This window comes from Mycobacterium sp. FW102-FHT13B02, from assembly GCF_058790275.1.
In genome coordinates this window covers 314,259-331,927 of the sequence record NZ_JBYTCM010000005.1, presented here as the reverse complement: position 1 = coordinate 331,927, position 17,669 = coordinate 314,259, and the positions used below count along the sequence as shown (strand labels likewise).

The following is a 17,669-nucleotide window of genomic DNA, read 5'->3' as shown; positions in this document are numbered from 1 at the left end:
AAGACATCCAAGGCCGGTCCTGGCGGAGCCGCGAGACGACTATCCCGGCACACCGGTCACCGAAGAATCCGGCGCCAGCGCAGCGTTTCCGCTGCATGACAGTCGGTTTGGCACCCGGAGGTTTCTATGTTCAGTCGTGATGAAGTGCTCCGAGAAGGAGCGGTCGGCGCGCCTCCGGCGAGCCATGTCGCAGGCAAAAGTTCTGGGAAACAACGAGAATCCGCGCGCAGAATCTACTTTGCAAGCGGGGCGTGGCGAGAGGAAGCCAAAGCACGCTTGACCCGGCTGGAAGCCCAAGCCCGCTGGCTTCACCAGAGCCGACAACCGTCGGCCGATCAGCTGGCTCTGATGCAGAGCCAGGTGTTCCAACCGCTGGCCGACTTGAACGTCGTGCTGCGCACAAGCCCACGGTGGAATGTGCTCAACAAGCTGCGGCTGTGGTTCCTCGGCAGCGAAATCGAGGAATGTTGGCGGCTGCTACGACAGGCAGAAGAAGGTCTGCTGATCGTTGACGACCTCGGTGTGCGCTCGCACGCCGAATCGGCCTTGGTGGTCGGCAACGCGGTGCTCGGCAACGCGGATCCCAAGGTCCAGAACCTCGCTCGAGAATTGGAAGACACCGGTACACCCAGCGCTGAGATGGCGTTGCAGCGGGCGGCCTTCGACGTTCTGAGCCATGCCCACGAAGTATCCGACGGAAAGCATCGGCAGATGCGGGGATTTCGTAACCAACTATTCGGCCTCTCCGGAATTTTGCTGATTCTCGCGGCGGCGCTGGTCCTGCTTCAACGATTCGTGATGAACGCGCCTCTGATTCCGCCTCCAGCGGCCGAAGCCTGGAGACCCGAACCCACCATCACCTTGATCCTGGTCATGTTTTCCGGTTGCATCGGCGCGTTGTTCAGTGCGGTGCCCTCATTGGCGCAGATCCCCGAGGCGGACCATCCGTTCGATCTCGCCCGCGCGCAGGCCATCCTGAAATGCGTCATCGGAATGTGGTCAGCCGTCGTCGGCATCCTGGTCGTCGATGCGGCGATCACCGGGCCGACCGCGCAGGCGGACTCCTCGACACTGGCGGGACTGTTCATCGTGGCCGCCCTGTTCGGAGCCGGTCAAGAAGCTATCACCAGGTTCGCGGACCACAAGGCGACCACGATTCGCTCCAGCGTCCAAAGCCCATGACGGGCTTCATCCGCCTTTACCTGCCGTATCGCCGATTGGCCGACGCAAGATCCGTGACGAATGACCGGCGCTTGGTGCGTGCATCGAATTCCGAGGTCGGCCAGAAGACATGGCCGGGCGCCGCCCCCGGCTCCTCCGGCGAGGGCGCGTCATCGCCACCGCCGGCGTCCTGGGTCTGCGCGCCGAGCGCCTGCGCGCTTGGATCGGTCATCGCTGGCTCCCTCGATGAGAGTCGAGATCGGTTCGGCCGCAGTCGCGCTGGATGCTCTCACGGACGGGGCTCCACTCTCGGTTTCACCCAGAGCCCCACTGCCGCACGCAGCTTCGATACTGCCCAGGTCTGACGCGGTGCAGGCAGGGCCATAAGTCCCATCGGTGCCGGGTCGAAGGACCTCGCTCTTTAGTCGGCCGGCAGATTGGCGAGATCGGCGACGGCCGGGTCATTCCTGACGACCGCGTCGGCCACTTCGGCCAGCTTCCGGTTGTGCAGGTGCGCGTAGTTGCGCAGTATGTCGAAGGCTTCGTTGATGGTCACGTCGGCGCGTTCGGCCACAATGCCTTTGGCCTGTTCAACCGCAAGTTGACTGTTGAGGGCCGCGTGCAGCTGCGAAAGCCTCGCTCAAGGTGTGCGCATACGAGGATTTGGTGCGTGCGTAAATATCGGTGAGGGCGTGATGAACAGGCCGGCGAGGGGTCGGCAGCCCAATAATTGGGCGCTACAACCGATCTCACGAGGTAGGAGATTGACGTGTCAGCCGATGTTCACCCGTAGGCCTTCGTGGCGCTGCTCCAGCTCGCTGCTCACACCCGTGAAGAGATCATTGGCGTCAACCCTGACGCCGTGCATGCTGACCGTTAGCGTTCCCGGCACTGAAGCGATGAGGATGCTGCCGTCAGGGCGTAAGTGATACTCGTGGCCGGTTTCCCGGGCATCGGCATAGCCCGCAGCCGATAACTCGTAGCCCTGATCGTCCCTGAGTCGGTCGGCCACCGCGGTGACGATCTCGCCTTCGAGTTCGGCGGCGTCAACGGTGTCGGGCACCGTGATCATCAGATGGGTCGCGGCACCGAACGCGGCCCTGCCCTCATTGGCCGGGTCAGGCTCCCGGAGGCCGTCGCCATCGAACCGTCTCACCACGGCAGTGTGCCGCAACGGCAGCCGCTCGTTAAAGGGCCTTATGTCCTCATTCTCAGCCAGCCGCCGCCCGATGCCGTGCGGCGGTTGCCTGATCACGTCGGTCTCAGCGATTGGCAGCTGCTGCCACCGGACGTGGGTGAGCGGACGCGCTCTGCCCATCTGGCACGTTCATTGCGGTCGCGGCGCCCGACTCCCGGGCCAGGAATGTGCCGAGTTCGCCGATCGCGCTCATCAGGGGCGCGGGAAACACGACGGTGGTGTTCTTTTCCACACCGAGTTCAGCCAGCGTCTGGAGATTGCGCAGCTGCAGTGCGAGCGGATGCGCCATCATGGTGTCGGATGCCTGGCCGAGAGCCGCCGCCGCTCTGGCCTCACCTTCTGCCGCAATGATTTTGGCGCGCTTCTCGCGCTCGGCCTCGGCCTCCCGCGCCATCGCTCGTTTCATACCATCCGGCAGTTGAATGTCCTTGAGTTCAACCAAAGTCACTTCCACGCCCCATTCGAGGGTGTTCGTGTCGAGAATCTGGCGGATGCTGGCGTTGATCTCGCTGGTGTTCGCCAGTACATCATCAAGAGAATGCTGGCCGACGACGTTGCGCAGCGTGGTCTGTGCGATCTGATTGATGGCAACGGCCACGTCTTCGATAGCCATGACTGACTTTCGCGCATCGACGACGCGGAAGTACGCGACAGCGGCGATGTCGACACTGACGTTATCCCGCGTGATGATGCCCTGCGACTGGATGGGCATCGTCACGATTCGCAACGACACCGCCAGCAAGCGGTCGACCGCAGGAATGATCAGCCGGAGCCCGGGGTTCCGCACGCCGATGATGCGGCCGAAGCGGAAATGCACTCCTCGTTCGTACTGCTTGACGACGCGGATCGAGAACGCCAGCAACACCGCGCCGACAGCCACGACAGCTGCTACCAGTACGCCGGTTCCGCTCATGACTCCTCCAGGGGGCGAGCTGGACCACCGCCTTGTCGCCGTGGGCCGCTATGACCAGCATCGCTTTGTGCGGAGGCTGCCGGACAGGGCCTTTGTGCCTGAGCTGCAATCTCTTGGTCAATTGGCCCGACTTTCAGCTGGGCGCAGCCGGTTGCGACGCCCGCCGGCGGAACGGGCGACGACAATGGTCAACGCAGACAGATATGCGGTCATCGTCAACACCTGTATGCGCTCAAACAGTCCCGTCCAGTCAGAACCGGCCAGGGCCGTGCCGATCTGCACACAGCCGAGCATCGCACTGACGGCCGCCACGACGAACCCGGTGGACCCGAGGTGGCGCGTCTCTGGTTGCCGGCGCAATGCGGTGCCAAAGGCCGCCATCGCGACGACCATGGCGGCGAATCCGATCACCCCGGAGGCGGTGTGCAACTGCGACAACTGGGCGAGCACGGCGGCATGATCGCCATCCCAGCACTGGTTATCCGTCGACGGGGTGCACGCCATGGGTGACAGGGCATCGATGATCGAGGTGGCGGCAGCTATTGTCAGGGCCGCGCTCCCGAGTCGCATCGGGGGTGACGGACGCCAGAGCAGCAGGATTCCCGCGAGTACGGTCAGACCGACTCCGGCCAGGAGGTCGCCGATTCTGAAGGCCTGATATGCGGGTTGGCCGGCGACCGACAGTTCGCTGATGTACGACCGCGTGGGGCTCAGAGGTGATCCGATCACCCATTGCAGCGGGAAAACGCAGTAGCCGATGAGTCCGGCGAGCACGACCAACAACCACGGCTGGGGTGCTGGCCGGAACTCGCTGGTGGAAACCATCGGGCCGGACTCCGTCGTCCGATCAGTTACGGGCTGGCCGCGACGGCACTGAGGTGTTCGACGAACCAGTGGCATGCCAGTTCCGCGACCTGCTCAAGAGTGCCTGGTTCTTCGAAAAGATGCGTTGCGCCGGGAACGACGACCAGCCGGCATGCGGTGCGCATCGCCGCCTGGGCCTGTCGATTGAGTTCCAGGACGATGTCGTCGCGCCCACCGACGATCAACAGCGTCGGAGCTCGAACGTCTGCCAGTGCCGAGCCCGCGAGATCAGGCCGGCCACCGCGGGAAACGACCGCGTCGATCTTGACTCTTGGGTCTGCGGCAGCACGGAGGGCGGCTCCCGCGCCGGTACTCGCGCCGAAGTAACCGATCGGCAGTGCCGCCGTATCAACTTGTCGGGTAAGCCATGCGCCGACTTCCACCAGACGTGCAGCGAGTAACCCGATATCGAAGACATTGGCGCGGTTGCGTTCTTCTGCGGGGGTCAGCAAGTCGAGCAGCAGGGTAGCCAGGCCGGCGTCATTGAGCACAGACGCGACGAAGCGATTGCGGGGGCTGTGCCGTGAGCTTCCGCTCCCGTGGGCGAACACCACGATTCCTTGCGCACGGTCGGGAATCGTCAGGCGTCCCGCGAGCTGGACCGAGCCGGCGTCGACGCTGATTTCTGCATCGCGCAACATGCGACGGGGCGCGCGCGCACTCGTCGCCGCATCTCGGTAGCTCGCCCCGGCCCGGGAGTACAGCCTGAGCACCTCGTCATCCGACGTCGGCGAGAACGCTTCGTAGGCCTGCCGTACCGCGCGGAAAACCGCGGGCGCTTCGAGACAGACCACCTCGTCGGCATATCCGTCCATGGTCGCGGGCAGATCCGGCGGCCCGACGGGGACAGCCAGCACCACCTTGCGCGCGCCCTGTGCCCGCGCGACTTGGCAGGCTGCTATGGCCGTCGTTCCCGTCTCGATGCCGTCGTCGACGATCACCGCGATCCGGCCGGCCAACGGAATCCGTTCCCGCCCATGGCGAAACCGGTCGAGTTGGCGCCGTAGCTCGACGCGTTCTTTGCGTTCGATTTCGTCCACATCGTGGGCGCTGAGACGGGCGGCGCGCACGATCGGCTCGTTGACCACCCGCGGTGTGTCCTCGCCGATGGCGCCGAAGGCCAACTCGGGTCGGAAGGGCACGCTGAGCTTGCGAATTACCAGAACATCCAATGGGGCCGTCAGCGCTTGGGCCACCTCGAAGGCGACCGGTACTCCGCCGCGTGGCAGACCGAGGACCACAATGTCCTGGCCGTGCAGGTATCCCAGTCGCTGCGCCAACTGACGTCCAGCATCTGAGCGATCAACAAACAGCGTCATGCCCGTGAGCATGATCCTGAGCAGGGCCCGCTGCTATGGCATTTGGTCCCTGAACCTGCCGACCAGAGTCCTGTTCGGAGACGCCGGACATAAGCCCTACCAGATTCGTTACTTCGGTCCCTACCGTCCGAGGAGTCCCCATGGTGGGCTGAAATATGCGCTGAGAGCCGGACGCGCGCCACGAAGCCGTTGTCGGGCAGAACAATTGGAGTTGACGATGGAACCTGGAATCCCTCTGGGGCGAGTGGCGGGGATTCCGCTGAGTGTGCACTGGAGCGTGCTCGTCATACTCTGGTTGTTCGGGTGGAGCCTGGCTGATTCGTTGCCCGCGACGGCGCCTGGCCACTCCGCCGGCACCTACTGGCTGGCCGGACTGTCCGGGGCTGTGGTGCTCGTGCTGTCAGTGTTTGCGCATGAATTGACCCATGCGTTCGTAGCGCGTCGGTATGGCGTCGAGGTGCGGGGCATCAGAATGTGGTTGTTCGGCGGTATCGCGCAGCTCGAGAGCGAAGCGACGGACGCGAAAGCCGAATTCCGGATCGCCGTTTCGGGCCCGGTGACAAGTCTGATTCTGGCTGGGCTGTTCGCAGCGGTCGCAACCGCCCTGCGCGGCATCGCAGGCGCACACATTGTCGCCGCAGTGATCTGGTGGCTTGCCGCGGTCAACGTCGTGGTCGGACTGTTCAATCTGCTGCCCGGCGCACCGCTGGACGGCGGGCGGATACTTCGTGCCTACCTGTGGAAGCGATACGGCGATGCGGAGCGCGCCGCGACGCAGGCGCTCCGGGCGGGGCGCATCCTGGCCTACCTGCTCATCGGCGTCGGACTGTTCGAATTCCTGATGGGCATCACCGTCGGCGGGATCTGGACGGTGTTCATCGGCTGGTTCCTGCTGAGTGCCGCGCGGGCAGAACAGATGACACGGTGGACCCGTCGGGCAGTCGCCGGACTATCTGTCGCTGACGTCATGACCGCACATCCACACACGGCCCCCGGTTGGATATCGGTGGACGAATTCATCCAGCGCTATCTCCTCGGCGACCGGCATTCGGCGTATCCGGTCGAGGACCGGAACGGGAACATCACCGGCCTGATCACGCTGAGGCAATTACGGAGCATTGCACCGGAATTGCGGGCCAGCACGTTGGTCAGCGAAGCGGCGATACCACGTGATCGGGTACCTGACACCAATATTCACGAATCGATCACCGACCTACTCGGGCGGCTGGATACCGAGTGCGGTAGCCGGGCACTCGTTGTCGATGCGGGACAGGTCGTCGGCATTGTCACTGCCGAGGACATTGTCCGGCTGGTCGACGTCCGCGCCCTCGCCGTACAGGCCTGACGTACCGGCGGCGGCTTGGTTTGCGTAGCCGATCAACTGAATCGCGACGCAGCGAGTCAGGCGCGCGCTGACGGCTGCCGTATGCACCACGATCCGGACGGTGCTACGTACCCTGTTCATCAACTATCTCCTAAAGGATTGCTGCCCAGCCGATTTGCACTATTCGAACGGGCCGCGGCCGTCGATGGACCGCCGCGGGCCCGCCCATTGCGTCGACGAAGCGCGCTCCCTATTTCGGTGGCATGAGCACCGTGTCGATCATGTAGACGGTGGCGTTGGCCGTCTTGACTCCGCCACATACCAGTGCGGCGTTGTCGACTTTGAGGTCGGCCCCGGACCCTGTCACATTCACCGTCTCGCTCTGCAGCGTGGTGTGCGTGCCGGCGACCGCGTCGGGCGAGAGCTGGCCCTGCACAACGTGATAGGTGAGAATCTTGGTCAGTGTGGCGGAGTCGGTTTTAAGTGAATCGAGAGTCGACGGCGACAGCTTTTTGAACGCGTCGTCGGTCGGTGCGAACACCGTGAATTGGCCGCCGTTGAGGGTCTCCACCAGGTTGACGTTCGGATTCAATTTGCCTGATAGTGCCGCTGTCAGCGTGGTCAGCATCGGGTTGTTCGAAGCGGCCACGGCCACGGGGTCTGCGGCCATGCCGGCCACCGAACCCGGCCCGGTCGGAACCTGTTGTGCATACGCCTGGCATCCCGTGCCCACCAAACCGGAGGCAGCGCCAGCAGGCTCCGCGGTCGCCGCGGCACCGGCCGTGGACGCGGCGCTGCTGGTTGTCGATGCTGCGGTCGATTCACGCGTGCTGTCGTTGGAGCACGCCGTCAAGGCCAACACGGCGAGAACCGACATGCCGGCCGCGGCGGCCCTCGGGTGATACGTGTGGTGCATCCATCACTCCTTCGTCTGGGCGACCGGTGTCGCCGTCATTGGTGTGCAGTGATTGATTCGCAGCCGAGGCCGTCGCGGATGGGCCGATGCTGAAATTGCCATATCGTTGGGCACTTTCGCGTGCCCATCCGGTGGTCGCCTGGTAGCGAACCACAGCCATGGTCTCTGTGATATTGATCGGTGTCCTCGGCGGGCTCATCACCGGTATCTCGCCGTGCATCGTGCCTGTGCTGCCAGTGATCTTTGTGTCGGGATCCGCGGGTGCTCGACGTCCCCTGCTGGTGGTCGCGGGTCTGGTGGTGAGCTTCAGCGTCAGCACACTGCTGGGTTCGCTGCTGCTACGGCTGCTTTCCCTGCCTGCCAACGTGATTCGGGTGACCGGCCTGAGCGGCCGGCTGCTGGACTATCAGGGGGCGACGGCTCGCAGTGAGACGTCATCGATACGACTGCGGTACCACGCCAAATCGGTGTACATCGTCGCCGGAGGAAAGGGCACACTCACCGTCGATCATGATGGGGCGCAGACCACGGTGCTGGTCGACGGCCCGCCCAACACCTATCGGCTCGCAGCCGCCGACCGGACAGAACCAGGGCAGCTGGAAGTGCGGCCGAGCCAAGGGCTGCAAGTGTATTCGTTCGCGTATGGCTGACCGGTGACACCTGACATCGGGGGAGCAGACCACCGGATTTTCCCTTCTCGCCTATCCGAACAGGTCTGGGTTCCGAATACCTGGACGTCACCACCTGACATCCGTCGGGCATCGCACTACAACGGAGGGTTTGCACCAATGAACAGCACCTTGCAGCGACTGACAACCGTGGTCTCGGCGGCCGCCATCGCCGCCGGCATCGGGCCGCTGTCGGCGGCGACGGCGAATGCCGAGCCCATGGATTCGTTGGTGGGTCCGGGCTGCGCCGGCTACGCCAGGCAAGTGCCGACCGGGCCCGGCTCAGTGGCAGGCATGGCCGCAGATCCCGTCGCCGTGGCGGCATCGAACAACCCAATCCTGACCACGCTCACGGCCGCCGTTTCCGGCAAGCTGAACCCGAACGTCAATCTGGTCGGCACTCTCAATAGTGGCGAGTTCACCGTTTTCGCGCCTGTCGACGATGCCTTCGCCAAGCTGCCACCGAGCACGGTCGATGGGCTCAAGACCGATTCGGCCGCATTGACCAACATCCTCACCTATCACGTTGTTCCGGGACGGCTCAGCCCGCGCGACATCGTCGGCACCCACCCGACCGTGCAGGGCCAGCCGCTGACCGTCACAGCGATGGGCAATACCATCAAGGTGAACAACGCTCAAATCGTCTGTGGCGGTGTACAAACCGCCAACGCCACGGTGTACATGATCGACACTGTGCTCACACCGCCGGCTCAGTCCTGATGGCTTCCGAGGTGCCGGTGGAAGCGAGCATCGAATGACGAGTCGGTACGACGTGGTGATCGTGGGCGGCGGCCCGGCCGGAGCCGCCGCCGCATGGCAGGCGGCGCAGGCCGGTGCTCGGGTAGTGGTGTTCGACAAGGCGCAGTTTCCGCGTGACAAGCCGTGTGGCGACGGCCTGACTCCGCGGGCGGTCAGCTTCATCCAGAAGATGGGATTGGCCGAGCAGGTCGCCAAGTTCCACCGGGTGAACCGCGCCACCGTCTACAGCCCGAGCCGATGGGATCTGGCGTTCCCGAACCGCCCGGGGATGCCTGATCACGGGTACGTCGCGCGGCGCCTGGAGCTGGACCTCATGCTGCTCGAGCGCGCCGAGTTGTGTGGTGCCGAAGTACGCCGCGGCACCGAGGTCTCGACACCGATCATCGACGAACAGGGCCGGGTCGGCGGCGTGGTTCTCAAAAGCGGCGCAAAGGTTTTCGCTGATGCAGTGATAGCCACCGACGGCGCCCATTCGCCGATCAAGCGGGCACTGAATCTGTCCTCGCGTTACAACGGCTACTCCGCCATCGCGATCCGCGCCGAAATGACAGCCAACCGCCCGGATGCCGATTCCCTCGACGTTCATCTGCAATTGAGATTCCGTGGCGATCAATTGCCCGGTTACGGCTGGGTGTTCCCGCTGGGCGGTGGTCGCGTCAACGTTGGACTGGGGTACGTCAACAGCTACAACAAGTGGCGGCAGATCAACGTGACGCAGCTGCTCAGCGAGTTCCTCGCCGGCCTACCTGCGGACTGGCAGCTGCCGACGATCGGCGAATTGATGAAAACGAAAGCGGTGCAGGCCTGGCGGCTGCCCATGGGCTTTACCGCCTGGCCACCCTGGCGGCCAGGCGTGCTGTTCGCCGGCGACGCGCTCGGCGCCGCCCGGCCTGCGTCAGGCGCGGGCATATCCAAAGCCCTGCAGTCCGGTCTGGCCGCCGGAGAATGCGCTGTGGCGGCGCTGATCAATGGCGGTCCTGACGACTTCACCAACTACACCCAGCGGGTACAGGAGGCGTGGGGGACGGAATACCGACGCGGGCGCTGGTTCCACCAATTGGTCGGTATGCCGGCGATCGCCAACGCGGGTGTCCGTGCCCTCGACGCCATGAGCAACCCGTCGCTACGGGCGCGGCTCCTGTTCTGGGAGAAGTGGGCTACTCCTTAGCGTGAATCGGCCCCGGGTGAGACCGATGTGGCGACTCACCCGGGGCCTGTTCGGGCCTAGCTGGTTTTCTTGCAGTACGTGGCGAGGGTGACGTCGAGCAGTCCTTCGGTGAAGTAGCGCTCACACCCGCGCAGGTACTTCATGAAACGCTGATACACCTCCTCCGATTGGATGTCGACGGCGCGCTCGTGATTGGCCTCCAGCGCGTCGCCCCACATGTTCAATGTCCGGATGTAGTGCGGTCGCAACGAGACTGCCTCGGGGACAACGAATCCGGCCCTTTCGCCGTGCTCGATCATCATGTCGGTCGTCGGAATTCGGCCGCCCGGGAAGATCTCGGTGACCATGAATTTGATGAAGCGCGCGGTTTCGAAGGTGACTTTCCTACCTTCCGCGTTCAACTGATACGGATGGAAGCCGACGCTGCTCTGTATCGTCATGCGGCCGTCCTCGGGGAGGATTTCGAAGCAGTTCTTGAAGAAATCCGGATAGCGGTCGAAACCGAAGTGCTCGAAGGCTTCGATGGACACGATCCGGTCCACGGGTTCGTCGAACTCCTCCCACCCCTGCAGCAGCACGCGGTGAGTCCGGTCGGTGTCCATGTCATCCAGAAGCTGCTGGGTGAAAGCCTGCTGGTTCTTCGACAGCGTGAGCCCGATGACGTTGACGTCGTACTTCTCGACGGCACGTTTGGCAGTGGCGCCCCAACCGCAGCCGATGTCCAACAACGTCATTCCAGGTTTGAGGTCGAGCTTGTCGAGGTTGAGGTCGATCTTCGCGATCTGCGCCTGCTCCAGTGACAGGGCTTCGGGTTCGAAATAGGCGCAGCTGTAGGTCCTGGACGGATCTTGAAAAAGGACGAAGAAATCGTCCGACAGGTCGTAATGCGCTTGAACTTCCTCGAAATGCGGTCGCATTTCGTCATGAGAACCAGATGACATCAATGTTGCCTTTCAGCCCGGCAGAAGGACGCCGGGCGTATCGGTGACGGTTCGGCGGCGGTCTGTTATTTGTGCAGGGTGAATTGGTTGACGTCGACTTGTCTGAGCCGGAACATGTCGGCGCAGCCGGTCAGGTATTTCATGTAGCGGTCGTAGACCTCGACCGATTGGATGGCGATGGCTTCGTCGCGGTGCGCTTCGAGCGCTTGGGCCCACCGGTCCAGGGTTGTCGCATAGTGCGGTTGCAGCGACTGCACCCTGGTCACCCGGAATCCCGCCGCAGCGGCGTGCTCGTGAACCATCGAGATGGACGGCAGCCGGCCGCCGGGGAAGATCTCGGTGAGAATGAATTTCACAAACCTGGCCAATTCGAATGTCAGCGGTATGCCGAGTGCCGCGGCTTGACCTGGTTCGATACCGCAGATGGTGTGTAGGAGCATGACTCCGTCGGGGGGTAGGGCGTCGTAGGCCATGCGGAAGAATGCGGGGTAGCGGTCGTGGCCGAAGTGTTCGAATGCTCCGATGGACACGATCCGGTCGACTGGTTCGTCGAACTGTTCCCAGCCCTGTAGCAGTACGCGGCGGGAGCGCGTGGTGTCCATGTCGTCGAGCAGGTGTTCGACGTGCGCGGCTTGGTTCTTGGACAGTGTCAGCCCGATGACGTTGACGTCGTGGTTTTGGACCGCGCGGTGCATGGCCGCGCCCCATCCGCAGCCGATGTCGAGCAGGGTCATGCCGGGCGTCAGGCCGAGTTTTCCGAGGGCCAGGTCGATTTTGGCCATCTGGGCCTGTTCGAGGGTCATGTCCTCGCGTTGGAAGTATGCGCAGCTGTAGGTCTGGCTGGGGTCGAGGAATAGCCGGAAGAAGTCGTCGGAGAGGTCGTAGTGTGCCTGGACGTCCGCGAAATGCGGGGTGAGTTTACTTGCCATGGCGTTCCTTTCTGGCGGATCACCAGGACCCACCGGTGGTGCGTGCAGGACCCTGCCGTGCGCGGGCCAATGCTCTGATTACGTTCGTCGAGGCGGCATGGTTCACCGCATCCGACTACCTGTATTCGTTGCCAGACCCCAGCCGGATGGCTGCGCCAGCGAACTTTCTGCCGCCGAGATTTCGCATTCGGTGAAGGCGTCTGGTGGCAGCGCGACGGGCGTTGATACCAGGGGCGCGGACCCCAGGCGTTTGCTCGGGTCCCGAGCTACCGGACCCGATGGGGGAGGCCGGTCTTCACTGTCGCCTACGTCAATTTATGTTGCGCTGCATGCTGATTGATGTAGCGCACCACGTCGTCCAGGGTGCGCAGGGACGAATAGTCTTTTTCGGGGATATCGACGCGGAGCCGCTTGTGGATGCCGACCAGAAAGTTCAGCCAATCCATCGAGTCGAGATCCACCTGGTCCCGAAGGGGCTGCTCGTCCCGGATATCGCGCGGGTCGACCTCGGGAGCGATGGTTGTCAGGATCGATAGAACTTCATCGCGAATGTCGTTGTCGCTCATGGCTGTCTCACTTGTCCAGGAGGTCAGGGCGTTGCAGCAGGTCGTTGATCGTGCTGAGGAACAGCGCGCCGCGGTGTCCGTCGCTCGCCCGGTGGTCGGCCGCGAGTGAGGCATGCACCGTGTTGGCGATGCGTATCCCACCGTCGACGGCGCGAACTCGCTGTGCCGGCGTGCCGAACCCGATCAGTGCCACCTGCGGTGGATAGATCACGCCGAAGACGGTGTCGACACCTCGTTCGCCGAGGTTGGTGACCGTGATGGTCGGGTCAGACATTTCCGAACTGCGCAGCGAACCGGCGCGGGCGCGGGCGACCAGATCCGTAAGGTTGCTCATCAGGTCGTCGAGCTTCTTGTCGCCGACGTCATGAAGAGCAGGTGCGACCAAGCCGCCACTGCGTAGCGAGATCGCCACCCCGATGTGGACGCCGGGGGCAGGTTCGAACGTATCGCCCCGCCAGAAGCCGTTGAAATCCTGGTAACGCGCAGCGGCAAGGGCAACCGCCTTCAACTGCAGCACCGCGGGCAGCAGGCGTTCGGTTATGGGCCTGTCGGCGTTGCGTTCGGTCAACCAGGCGAGGGCCGCGTCCATGACGATCTCGTGGGCGAGGTAGTAGTGAGGAATTTCCCGCTTCGACCGGCTCATCGCGGCGGCAATGGACATCCGCATCTGGGCGGCACGGTCGCCGGCCGGCTTCGATTTAGGCTGCGCGACCACTGCCGCCCGCTCCACGTCGCCGATGGTCACCGAACCCTGCGGTCCTGTTCCCGTCAGTGTGTCGACGTCGACACCTGTCGTCGCCGCGAGGCGACGGGCCGCGGGAGTCACCCACCGGCGCCGCTGGGGTACGGCGGCCGTCGGAGGCGGCACGGCGGCCGTCGGAGGCGGCCCGGCGGCCGTCGTTTCGCCGGTTGGTATTGGTGACGGTGGTCGCGGTGCCGTGCCGGCCGACTCACCGGGCGCCAGCAGTGTCGCCAACGGCGTACCGACATGGACGGTGCGGCCGACGGGGACCAACAGTTCTCCGACCGTGCCCTCATGCCAGCACTCGATTTCCACGGCGGCCTTGGAGGTTTCCACGATTGCCACCACCTGGCCGCGGGTCACCTTGTCGCCCGGTTTGATCAGCCATTCGTCGAGCGTGCCTTCGTCCATATCGGAGCCCAGCGATGGCATGCTGAACTCGATCATCGTTGTTCACCGAAGAGGGTTTTCACCGCTGCGACAACAGATTCGGGCTGCGGTAGCGTCGCGTACTCGAGATGTTTTGCGTAGGGAATGGGCACTTCGGCACTGCAGACCCGCGCAGCTGGTGCGTCGAGGTCGAAGAAGGCGTTCTCCATGATGCGTGCGCTGATCTCGGCCGCCAAACTGCCGCTGCGCCAAGCCTCGTCGACGATCACCGCGCGATGCGTCTTGCGCACGGAATCGATGATCGTGTCCGTATCAAGCGGCCGTAAGACCCGCAGATCGATCACCTCACAACTGAAACCGTCCAATGCCAGTGTGTCGGCCGCATCGAGGGCCTTGGGCAGCGATCCGCCGTAGGCGATCACGGTGACGTCAGATCCGGGGCGGCGTATCGCGGCGTGGGAGATATCGGTCGGGCCCAAACCATCGACCTCGGCCGAACTGTTGTAAAGCTGGACGTGTTCGAAGATCACCACCGGGTCCGGGTCGGCCAGCGCCGTGCTCAACATGCCGTAGGCATCGGACACGGTCGCCGGTGCGAGCACCGTGATGCCCGGAATATGGGCGTACCAGCACTCCAGGCTGTGCGAATGCTGCGCCGCGAGTTGACGTCCGGCACCGGTGGCCATTCGGACAACCAGCGGGACCGAGAACTGGCCGCCGGACATATGCCGCAGTGCCGCAGCGGTATTGACGATCTGGTCCAGGGCGAGCAAGCTGAAGTTCACCGTCATGACTTCGACGATCGGACGCAAACCGCCCAGCGCCGCGCCGATACCGACCCCGACGAAGCCCAATTCTGACAACGGGGTATCACGCACGCGTTCGGGACCGAATTCCTCGAGCAGCCCCTTGGATGCCGCGTAGGTTCCGCCGTAGCGGCCGACGTCTTCGCCCATCAACACGACACGGGGGTCATTGTGCAGGGCGTCCCGAAGGGCATCGTGCACCGCGGTGCGGTATACGGTCTTCATCGTGCCGATTCCGGAGTCAGCACGTCGCGTTCGAGGTCCTCGACACCCTCCCAGGTGCCGGCCTCGGCGAACGCTACGGCGTCGTCGATCTCCTGCTCGGCGGCTGCCTCGACCGCGGTGACGTCGTCCTGGGTGAGTGTGCCGTCCTGCAGCGATTCAGCGGTGAACTGGGCTATCGGGTCACGGGTGCGCCAAAGTTCGACCTCGGCCTTGTCGCGATACAGCTCTGGGTCGAACATCGAATGAGCGCGGAACCGGTACGTGCGAAACTCGAGGAAGAAGGGGCCGCCTTCGGTACGGATGTGGGCTGTGGCGTCGCGGGCGGCGGCATGGCATGCGGTGACGTCCATTCCGTCGACAGCCAGTGTCGGCACCCGATACGAGGCCGCCTTGGCTGTGAGATCGGTCTGCGACTGTGCCCGGGACAACGCCGTGCCCATCGCGTAAAGGTTGTTCTCGCAACAGAACAAGACCGGCAATCGCCACAATGCGGCCATGTTCAACGATTCATGGAAGGCACCCTCTGCTACCGCGCCGTCGCCGAAATAGCAAGCGGTGACGTGTTTTTGATGTTGCATGGCATCTGCCAGCGCCAGACCCACCGCGAGCGGCAGGCCGGCCGCGACGATGGCGTTGCCGCCGTAGAAGCGCGTGGCGGCGTCGAAGAGGTGCATCGACCCACCGCGCCCGCGCGAGCAGCCTTCGCGCTTGCCGAACATCTCGGCCATGATCGCCGTCATCGGGATGCCTCGCAGGAGCGCGTGGGCATGTTCGCGATAGGTGGCCACTACCGCGTCGCCAGGCCCCAGCGCACGAAGCGACCCGGCCGCGACGGCCTCCTGTCCGACATACAGGTGCAGGAAACCGCGAATCTTGGACTCCCCGTACAGTTCCGCGCAACGTTCCTCCATGCGGCGTACGCGGACCATGTCCGAAAGGAGCCCCAGTGCGAGCTCGTGGCTGAGGGGAGGCGGCGTCACTGTCGCACCTCGTGGTGCGGCTGATTGTGCGGATCCTCGACGGCCGACGTGTCGCCCTCCGGGAGCCCCAATTCGCGCGCCTTGAGCAGACGCCGCATGATCTTGCCGCTGCGGGTGTGGGGCAGTGCGTCGACGAATTCAATTTCCTTGGGCGCCACGGCGGCGCCGAGACGCTTGCGGGCGTATCCGAGCAGCTCCCGTTGCAGCGCCTCGCCGCCTGCGACGCCGTCTTTCAGCGTCACGAACGCCTTCACCACTTCTCCGACGGTTGGATCTGGTTTACCGATCACCGCAGCCTCGGCGACGGCTTCGTGGTCGGTCAGCACGCTTTCGACTTCGAACGGGCCGATGAGATGGCCCGCGGACTTGATCACGTCGTCGGCGCGCCCGACGAACCAGTAGTACCCGTCGGAGTCGCGCTTCGCCAGATCACCGGTGAGGTAGAAGCCACCGGCGAAACACGATCGGTATCGCGCTTCCTCATGCAGGTAGCCGCGGAACATCGACGGCCAGCCGGGGCGCAGGGCCAGCTCGCCTTCGGTGTCCGGAGCATCGATGACCGAAATAGTGTCGTCGTCGCCCCGGTGCACCAGATACGCGTCCACTCCCGGCAGAGGGCGGCCCATCGATCCGGGCTTGATGTCGAATGCCGGCGTGTTCGCGATCATGATGCCGCCGGTCTCGGTCTGCCACCAATTGTCGTGGATCGGTAGACCCAGCACGCGTTTTGCCCACCACACGGCTTCGGGATTCAGCGGCTCGCCGACGCTGGCGATGAACCGCAGGCGCGGAAATCGGTATTGGGCGGCGAGTTCTGGTCCGGCCTTGATCAGCATGCGTATTGCAGTGGGAGCGGTGTACCAGACCGTCACGTCGTCGTCGTGCAGGACGCGGTACCAACGCTCGGCATCGAACTCAGCCTGGTCGACGATCGACGTGACCCCGTGCAGCAGCGGTGCGATCACGCCATAGGACATACCGGTGACCCAGCCCGGATCGGCGGTGCACCAGAACACGTCGTCGGGGTGCAGATCGAGCGCGTAGAGCCCGGTGACGAAGTGCATGGCGACCGCACCGTGAACATGGATCGCCCCCTTGGGGGTTCCGGTGGTGCCGCTGGTGAAGTGCAGCAGCGCTGGATCGTCTGCGGTGGTGGGGCAGACCGGTGCATCGTCGTCGACATCAGCCATCCGGCTCCAGAAGTCCAGGGTCCCTGGGATTTCGGTGTCGTGGTTGATGTCCACGATGATGATGTGCCGCACCGACGGGAGCTGGTCACGAATCGCGGCGATTCTGCGGTGATAGATGGGCGCCGTGGTGACGAGCACGTCGGCCGCGCCGAGGTTGATCCGGGTGGAGAGGGGTTCTGGTCCGAACGCGGAGAACAGCGGGCTCACCACGCAGCCGTTGCGCAAGGCGCCCAAGACGGAGATGTAGAGCTCCGGGCATCGGCTCATCAAGGTGAAAACCCGGCCGCCTTTGCCGACGCCCAGTGCGCGCAGAACGTTGGTGAATCGTCGCGCGAGCTGGCCCAGCTCGCGGTAGCTCAGATTGCGACTGACCAACGAATGATCCCAGTCTGCGGCCGAAACGAACCGGAGCGCGGTCCGTGTTGCCGCCGGTCCCTCGGCGTGCCGGTCGAGCGCCGCATAGGCGATGTTGCAGCCTCCCGGCCCCATGCCTTCGCACAGGTTGGGTACATCGGCCCAGGAGAAATCGCGGCGAGTCTGCTCGTAGTCCCGCAGATTGGGCGGGACGCGACAGTCGCGAGCGGTCTTGTGGATGACGGCCACGGGAAGT

At 64.1% G+C, this 17,669-nt stretch carries 19 protein-coding genes and 1 pseudogene; 6 read left to right on the top strand and 14 right to left on the bottom strand.

The genetic code is table 11. From position 1 onward, the window contains the following. Positions 1–276 precede the first annotated feature (276 nt). On the top strand, positions 277–1,182 hold the full coding sequence (locus AC3WTE_RS11860) for a hypothetical protein (RefSeq protein ID WP_492437645.1): 906 nt from the start codon (positions 277–279) through the stop codon (positions 1,180–1,182). 16 nt (positions 1,183–1,198) lie between these two features. Here AC3WTE_RS11860 and AC3WTE_RS11855 read toward each other — a convergent pair whose 3' ends face one another. From AC3WTE_RS11855 to AC3WTE_RS11830, 6 genes are all read right to left on the bottom strand, one after another. Continuing rightward, positions 1,199–1,393 (bottom strand): hypothetical protein, encoded by a 195-nt coding sequence (locus tag AC3WTE_RS11855; protein WP_492437644.1) that lies wholly within the window; start codon positions 1,391–1,393, stop codon positions 1,199–1,201. Between the two features lie 189 nt (positions 1,394–1,582). Continuing rightward, entirely contained in the window at positions 1,583–1,786 is a 204-nt protein-coding gene (locus AC3WTE_RS11850) for an ANTAR domain-containing protein (RefSeq protein ID WP_492437736.1), read from the bottom strand. Positions 1,787–1,933: 147 nt separating this feature from the next. Next, positions 1,934–2,416 carry a hypothetical protein gene (locus AC3WTE_RS11845; protein WP_492437643.1) on the bottom strand — a complete coding sequence of 161 codons (483 nt, stop codon included), beginning with the start codon at positions 2,414–2,416 and terminating at the stop codon, positions 1,934–1,936. Positions 2,417–2,423: 7 nt separating this feature from the next. Beyond that, positions 2,424–3,272 (bottom strand): slipin family protein, encoded by an 849-nt coding sequence (locus AC3WTE_RS11840; protein WP_492437642.1) that lies wholly within the window; start codon positions 3,270–3,272, stop codon positions 2,424–2,426. A 117-nt stretch (positions 3,273–3,389) separates the two neighbouring features. Continuing rightward, on the bottom strand, positions 3,390–4,097 hold the full coding sequence (locus tag AC3WTE_RS11835) for a DUF998 domain-containing protein (RefSeq protein WP_492437641.1): 708 nt from the start codon (positions 4,095–4,097) through the stop codon (positions 3,390–3,392). Positions 4,098–4,123: 26 nt separating this feature from the next. Next, positions 4,124–5,455: a phosphoribosyltransferase family protein gene (locus tag AC3WTE_RS11830; protein WP_492437640.1), complete on the bottom strand. Its 1,332-nt coding sequence runs from the start codon at positions 5,453–5,455 to the stop codon at positions 4,124–4,126. Between the two features lie 217 nt (positions 5,456–5,672). On the opposite strand from AC3WTE_RS11830, the gene AC3WTE_RS11825 reads away from it, so the two are divergent. Continuing rightward, the gene (locus AC3WTE_RS11825) at positions 5,673–6,800 is read left to right on the top strand and encodes a site-2 protease family protein (protein WP_492437639.1); all 1,128 of its coding nucleotides are present in this window, start codon (positions 5,673–5,675) and stop codon (positions 6,798–6,800) included. A gap of 229 nt (positions 6,801–7,029) precedes the next feature. Here AC3WTE_RS11825 and AC3WTE_RS11820 read toward each other — a convergent pair whose 3' ends face one another. Beyond that, positions 7,030–7,695, bottom strand: a complete 666-nt coding sequence (locus AC3WTE_RS11820) for a fasciclin domain-containing protein (RefSeq protein WP_492437638.1) — start codon at positions 7,693–7,695, stop codon at positions 7,030–7,032. A 158-nt stretch (positions 7,696–7,853) separates the two neighbouring features. On the opposite strand from AC3WTE_RS11820, the pseudogene AC3WTE_RS11815 reads away from it, so the two are divergent. The 4 genes and pseudogenes from AC3WTE_RS11815 to AC3WTE_RS11800 form a co-directional block, all read left to right on the top strand. Further along, positions 7,854–8,081 (top strand): annotated as a pseudogene (locus AC3WTE_RS11815) (cytochrome c biogenesis protein DipZ); the annotation flags it as partial. Next, complete coding sequence (locus AC3WTE_RS11810) at positions 8,061–8,345, top strand: hypothetical protein (RefSeq protein WP_492437734.1); 285 nt, start codon at positions 8,061–8,063, stop codon at positions 8,343–8,345. The pseudogene AC3WTE_RS11815 and the gene AC3WTE_RS11810, both read left to right, overlap by 21 nt. A gap of 138 nt (positions 8,346–8,483) precedes the next feature. Further along, a complete protein-coding gene (locus AC3WTE_RS11805) occupies positions 8,484–9,083 on the top strand; it encodes a fasciclin domain-containing protein (RefSeq protein ID WP_492437637.1) in 600 nt (199 codons plus the stop codon). A gap of 34 nt (positions 9,084–9,117) precedes the next feature. Continuing rightward, on the top strand, positions 9,118–10,290 hold the full coding sequence (locus AC3WTE_RS11800) for a geranylgeranyl reductase family protein (RefSeq protein WP_492437636.1): 1,173 nt from the start codon (positions 9,118–9,120) through the stop codon (positions 10,288–10,290). 56 nt (positions 10,291–10,346) lie between these two features. Here AC3WTE_RS11800 and AC3WTE_RS11795 read toward each other — a convergent pair whose 3' ends face one another. The 7 genes from AC3WTE_RS11795 to acsA all read right to left on the bottom strand — a co-directional run bounded on the left by AC3WTE_RS11795 (position 10,347) and on the right by acsA (position 17,662). Continuing rightward, on the bottom strand, positions 10,347–11,207 hold the full coding sequence (locus tag AC3WTE_RS11795; RefSeq protein WP_492437635.1) for a cyclopropane mycolic acid synthase family methyltransferase: 861 nt from the start codon (positions 11,205–11,207) through the stop codon (positions 10,347–10,349). An 89-nt stretch (positions 11,208–11,296) separates the two neighbouring features. Continuing rightward, positions 11,297–12,160 (bottom strand): cyclopropane mycolic acid synthase family methyltransferase, encoded by an 864-nt coding sequence (locus AC3WTE_RS11790; protein WP_492437634.1) that lies wholly within the window; start codon positions 12,158–12,160, stop codon positions 11,297–11,299. 305 nt (positions 12,161–12,465) lie between these two features. Then, entirely contained in the window at positions 12,466–12,726 is a 261-nt protein-coding gene (locus AC3WTE_RS11785) for an acyl carrier protein (protein WP_492437633.1), read from the bottom strand. A 7-nt stretch (positions 12,727–12,733) separates the two neighbouring features. Next, positions 12,734–13,915: a dihydrolipoamide acetyltransferase family protein gene (locus tag AC3WTE_RS11780; RefSeq protein ID WP_492437632.1), complete on the bottom strand. Its 1,182-nt coding sequence runs from the start codon at positions 13,913–13,915 to the stop codon at positions 12,734–12,736. After that, positions 13,912–14,889, bottom strand: coding sequence for an alpha-ketoacid dehydrogenase subunit beta (locus AC3WTE_RS11775; protein WP_492437631.1), 978 nt, complete (start codon positions 14,887–14,889; stop codon positions 13,912–13,914). The genes AC3WTE_RS11780 and AC3WTE_RS11775 overlap by 4 nt, the downstream gene beginning before the upstream one ends. Next, positions 14,886–15,869 (bottom strand): pyruvate dehydrogenase (acetyl-transferring) E1 component subunit alpha, encoded by a 984-nt coding sequence (gene pdhA / locus AC3WTE_RS11770; protein WP_492437630.1) that lies wholly within the window; start codon positions 15,867–15,869, stop codon positions 14,886–14,888. Before pdhA ends, AC3WTE_RS11775 begins: the two co-directional genes overlap by 4 nt. Then, on the bottom strand, positions 15,866–17,662 hold the full coding sequence (acsA, locus tag AC3WTE_RS11765) for an acetate--CoA ligase (protein WP_492437629.1): 1,797 nt from the start codon (positions 17,660–17,662) through the stop codon (positions 15,866–15,868). The genes pdhA and acsA overlap by 4 nt, the downstream gene beginning before the upstream one ends. Positions 17,663–17,669 lie beyond the last annotated feature (7 nt).

Excerpts from the sequence above, each read along its gene's own strand:
- AC3WTE_RS11855 (WP_492437644.1), bottom strand. The coding sequence starts at position 1,393 with ATGACCGATCCAAGCGCGCAGGCGCTCGGCGCGCAGACCCAGGACGCC.
- AC3WTE_RS11840 (WP_492437642.1), bottom strand. The coding sequence starts at position 3,272 with ATGAGCGGAACCGGCGTACTGGTAGCAGCTGTCGTGGCTGTCGGCGCG.
- AC3WTE_RS11835 (WP_492437641.1), bottom strand. The coding sequence starts at position 4,097 with ATGGTTTCCACCAGCGAGTTCCGGCCAGCACCCCAGCCGTGGTTGTTG.
- AC3WTE_RS11830 (WP_492437640.1), bottom strand. The coding sequence starts at position 5,455 with ATGACGCTGTTTGTTGATCGCTCAGATGCTGGACGTCAGTTGGCGCAG.
- AC3WTE_RS11825 (WP_492437639.1), top strand. The coding sequence starts at position 5,673 with ATGGAACCTGGAATCCCTCTGGGGCGAGTGGCGGGGATTCCGCTGAGT.
- AC3WTE_RS11820 (WP_492437638.1), bottom strand. The coding sequence starts at position 7,695 with ATGCACCACACGTATCACCCGAGGGCCGCCGCGGCCGGCATGTCGGTT.
- AC3WTE_RS11805 (WP_492437637.1), top strand. The coding sequence starts at position 8,484 with ATGAACAGCACCTTGCAGCGACTGACAACCGTGGTCTCGGCGGCCGCC.
- AC3WTE_RS11800 (WP_492437636.1), top strand. The coding sequence starts at position 9,118 with ATGACGAGTCGGTACGACGTGGTGATCGTGGGCGGCGGCCCGGCCGGA.
- AC3WTE_RS11795 (WP_492437635.1), bottom strand. The coding sequence starts at position 11,207 with ATGCGACCGCATTTCGAGGAAGTTCAAGCGCATTACGACCTGTCGGAC.
- AC3WTE_RS11790 (WP_492437634.1), bottom strand. The coding sequence starts at position 12,160 with ATGGCAAGTAAACTCACCCCGCATTTCGCGGACGTCCAGGCACACTAC.
- AC3WTE_RS11785 (WP_492437633.1), bottom strand. The coding sequence starts at position 12,726 with ATGAGCGACAACGACATTCGCGATGAAGTTCTATCGATCCTGACAACC.
- AC3WTE_RS11780 (WP_492437632.1), bottom strand. The coding sequence starts at position 13,915 with ATGATCGAGTTCAGCATGCCATCGCTGGGCTCCGATATGGACGAAGGC.
- AC3WTE_RS11775 (WP_492437631.1), bottom strand. The coding sequence starts at position 14,889 with ATGAAGACCGTATACCGCACCGCGGTGCACGATGCCCTTCGGGACGCC.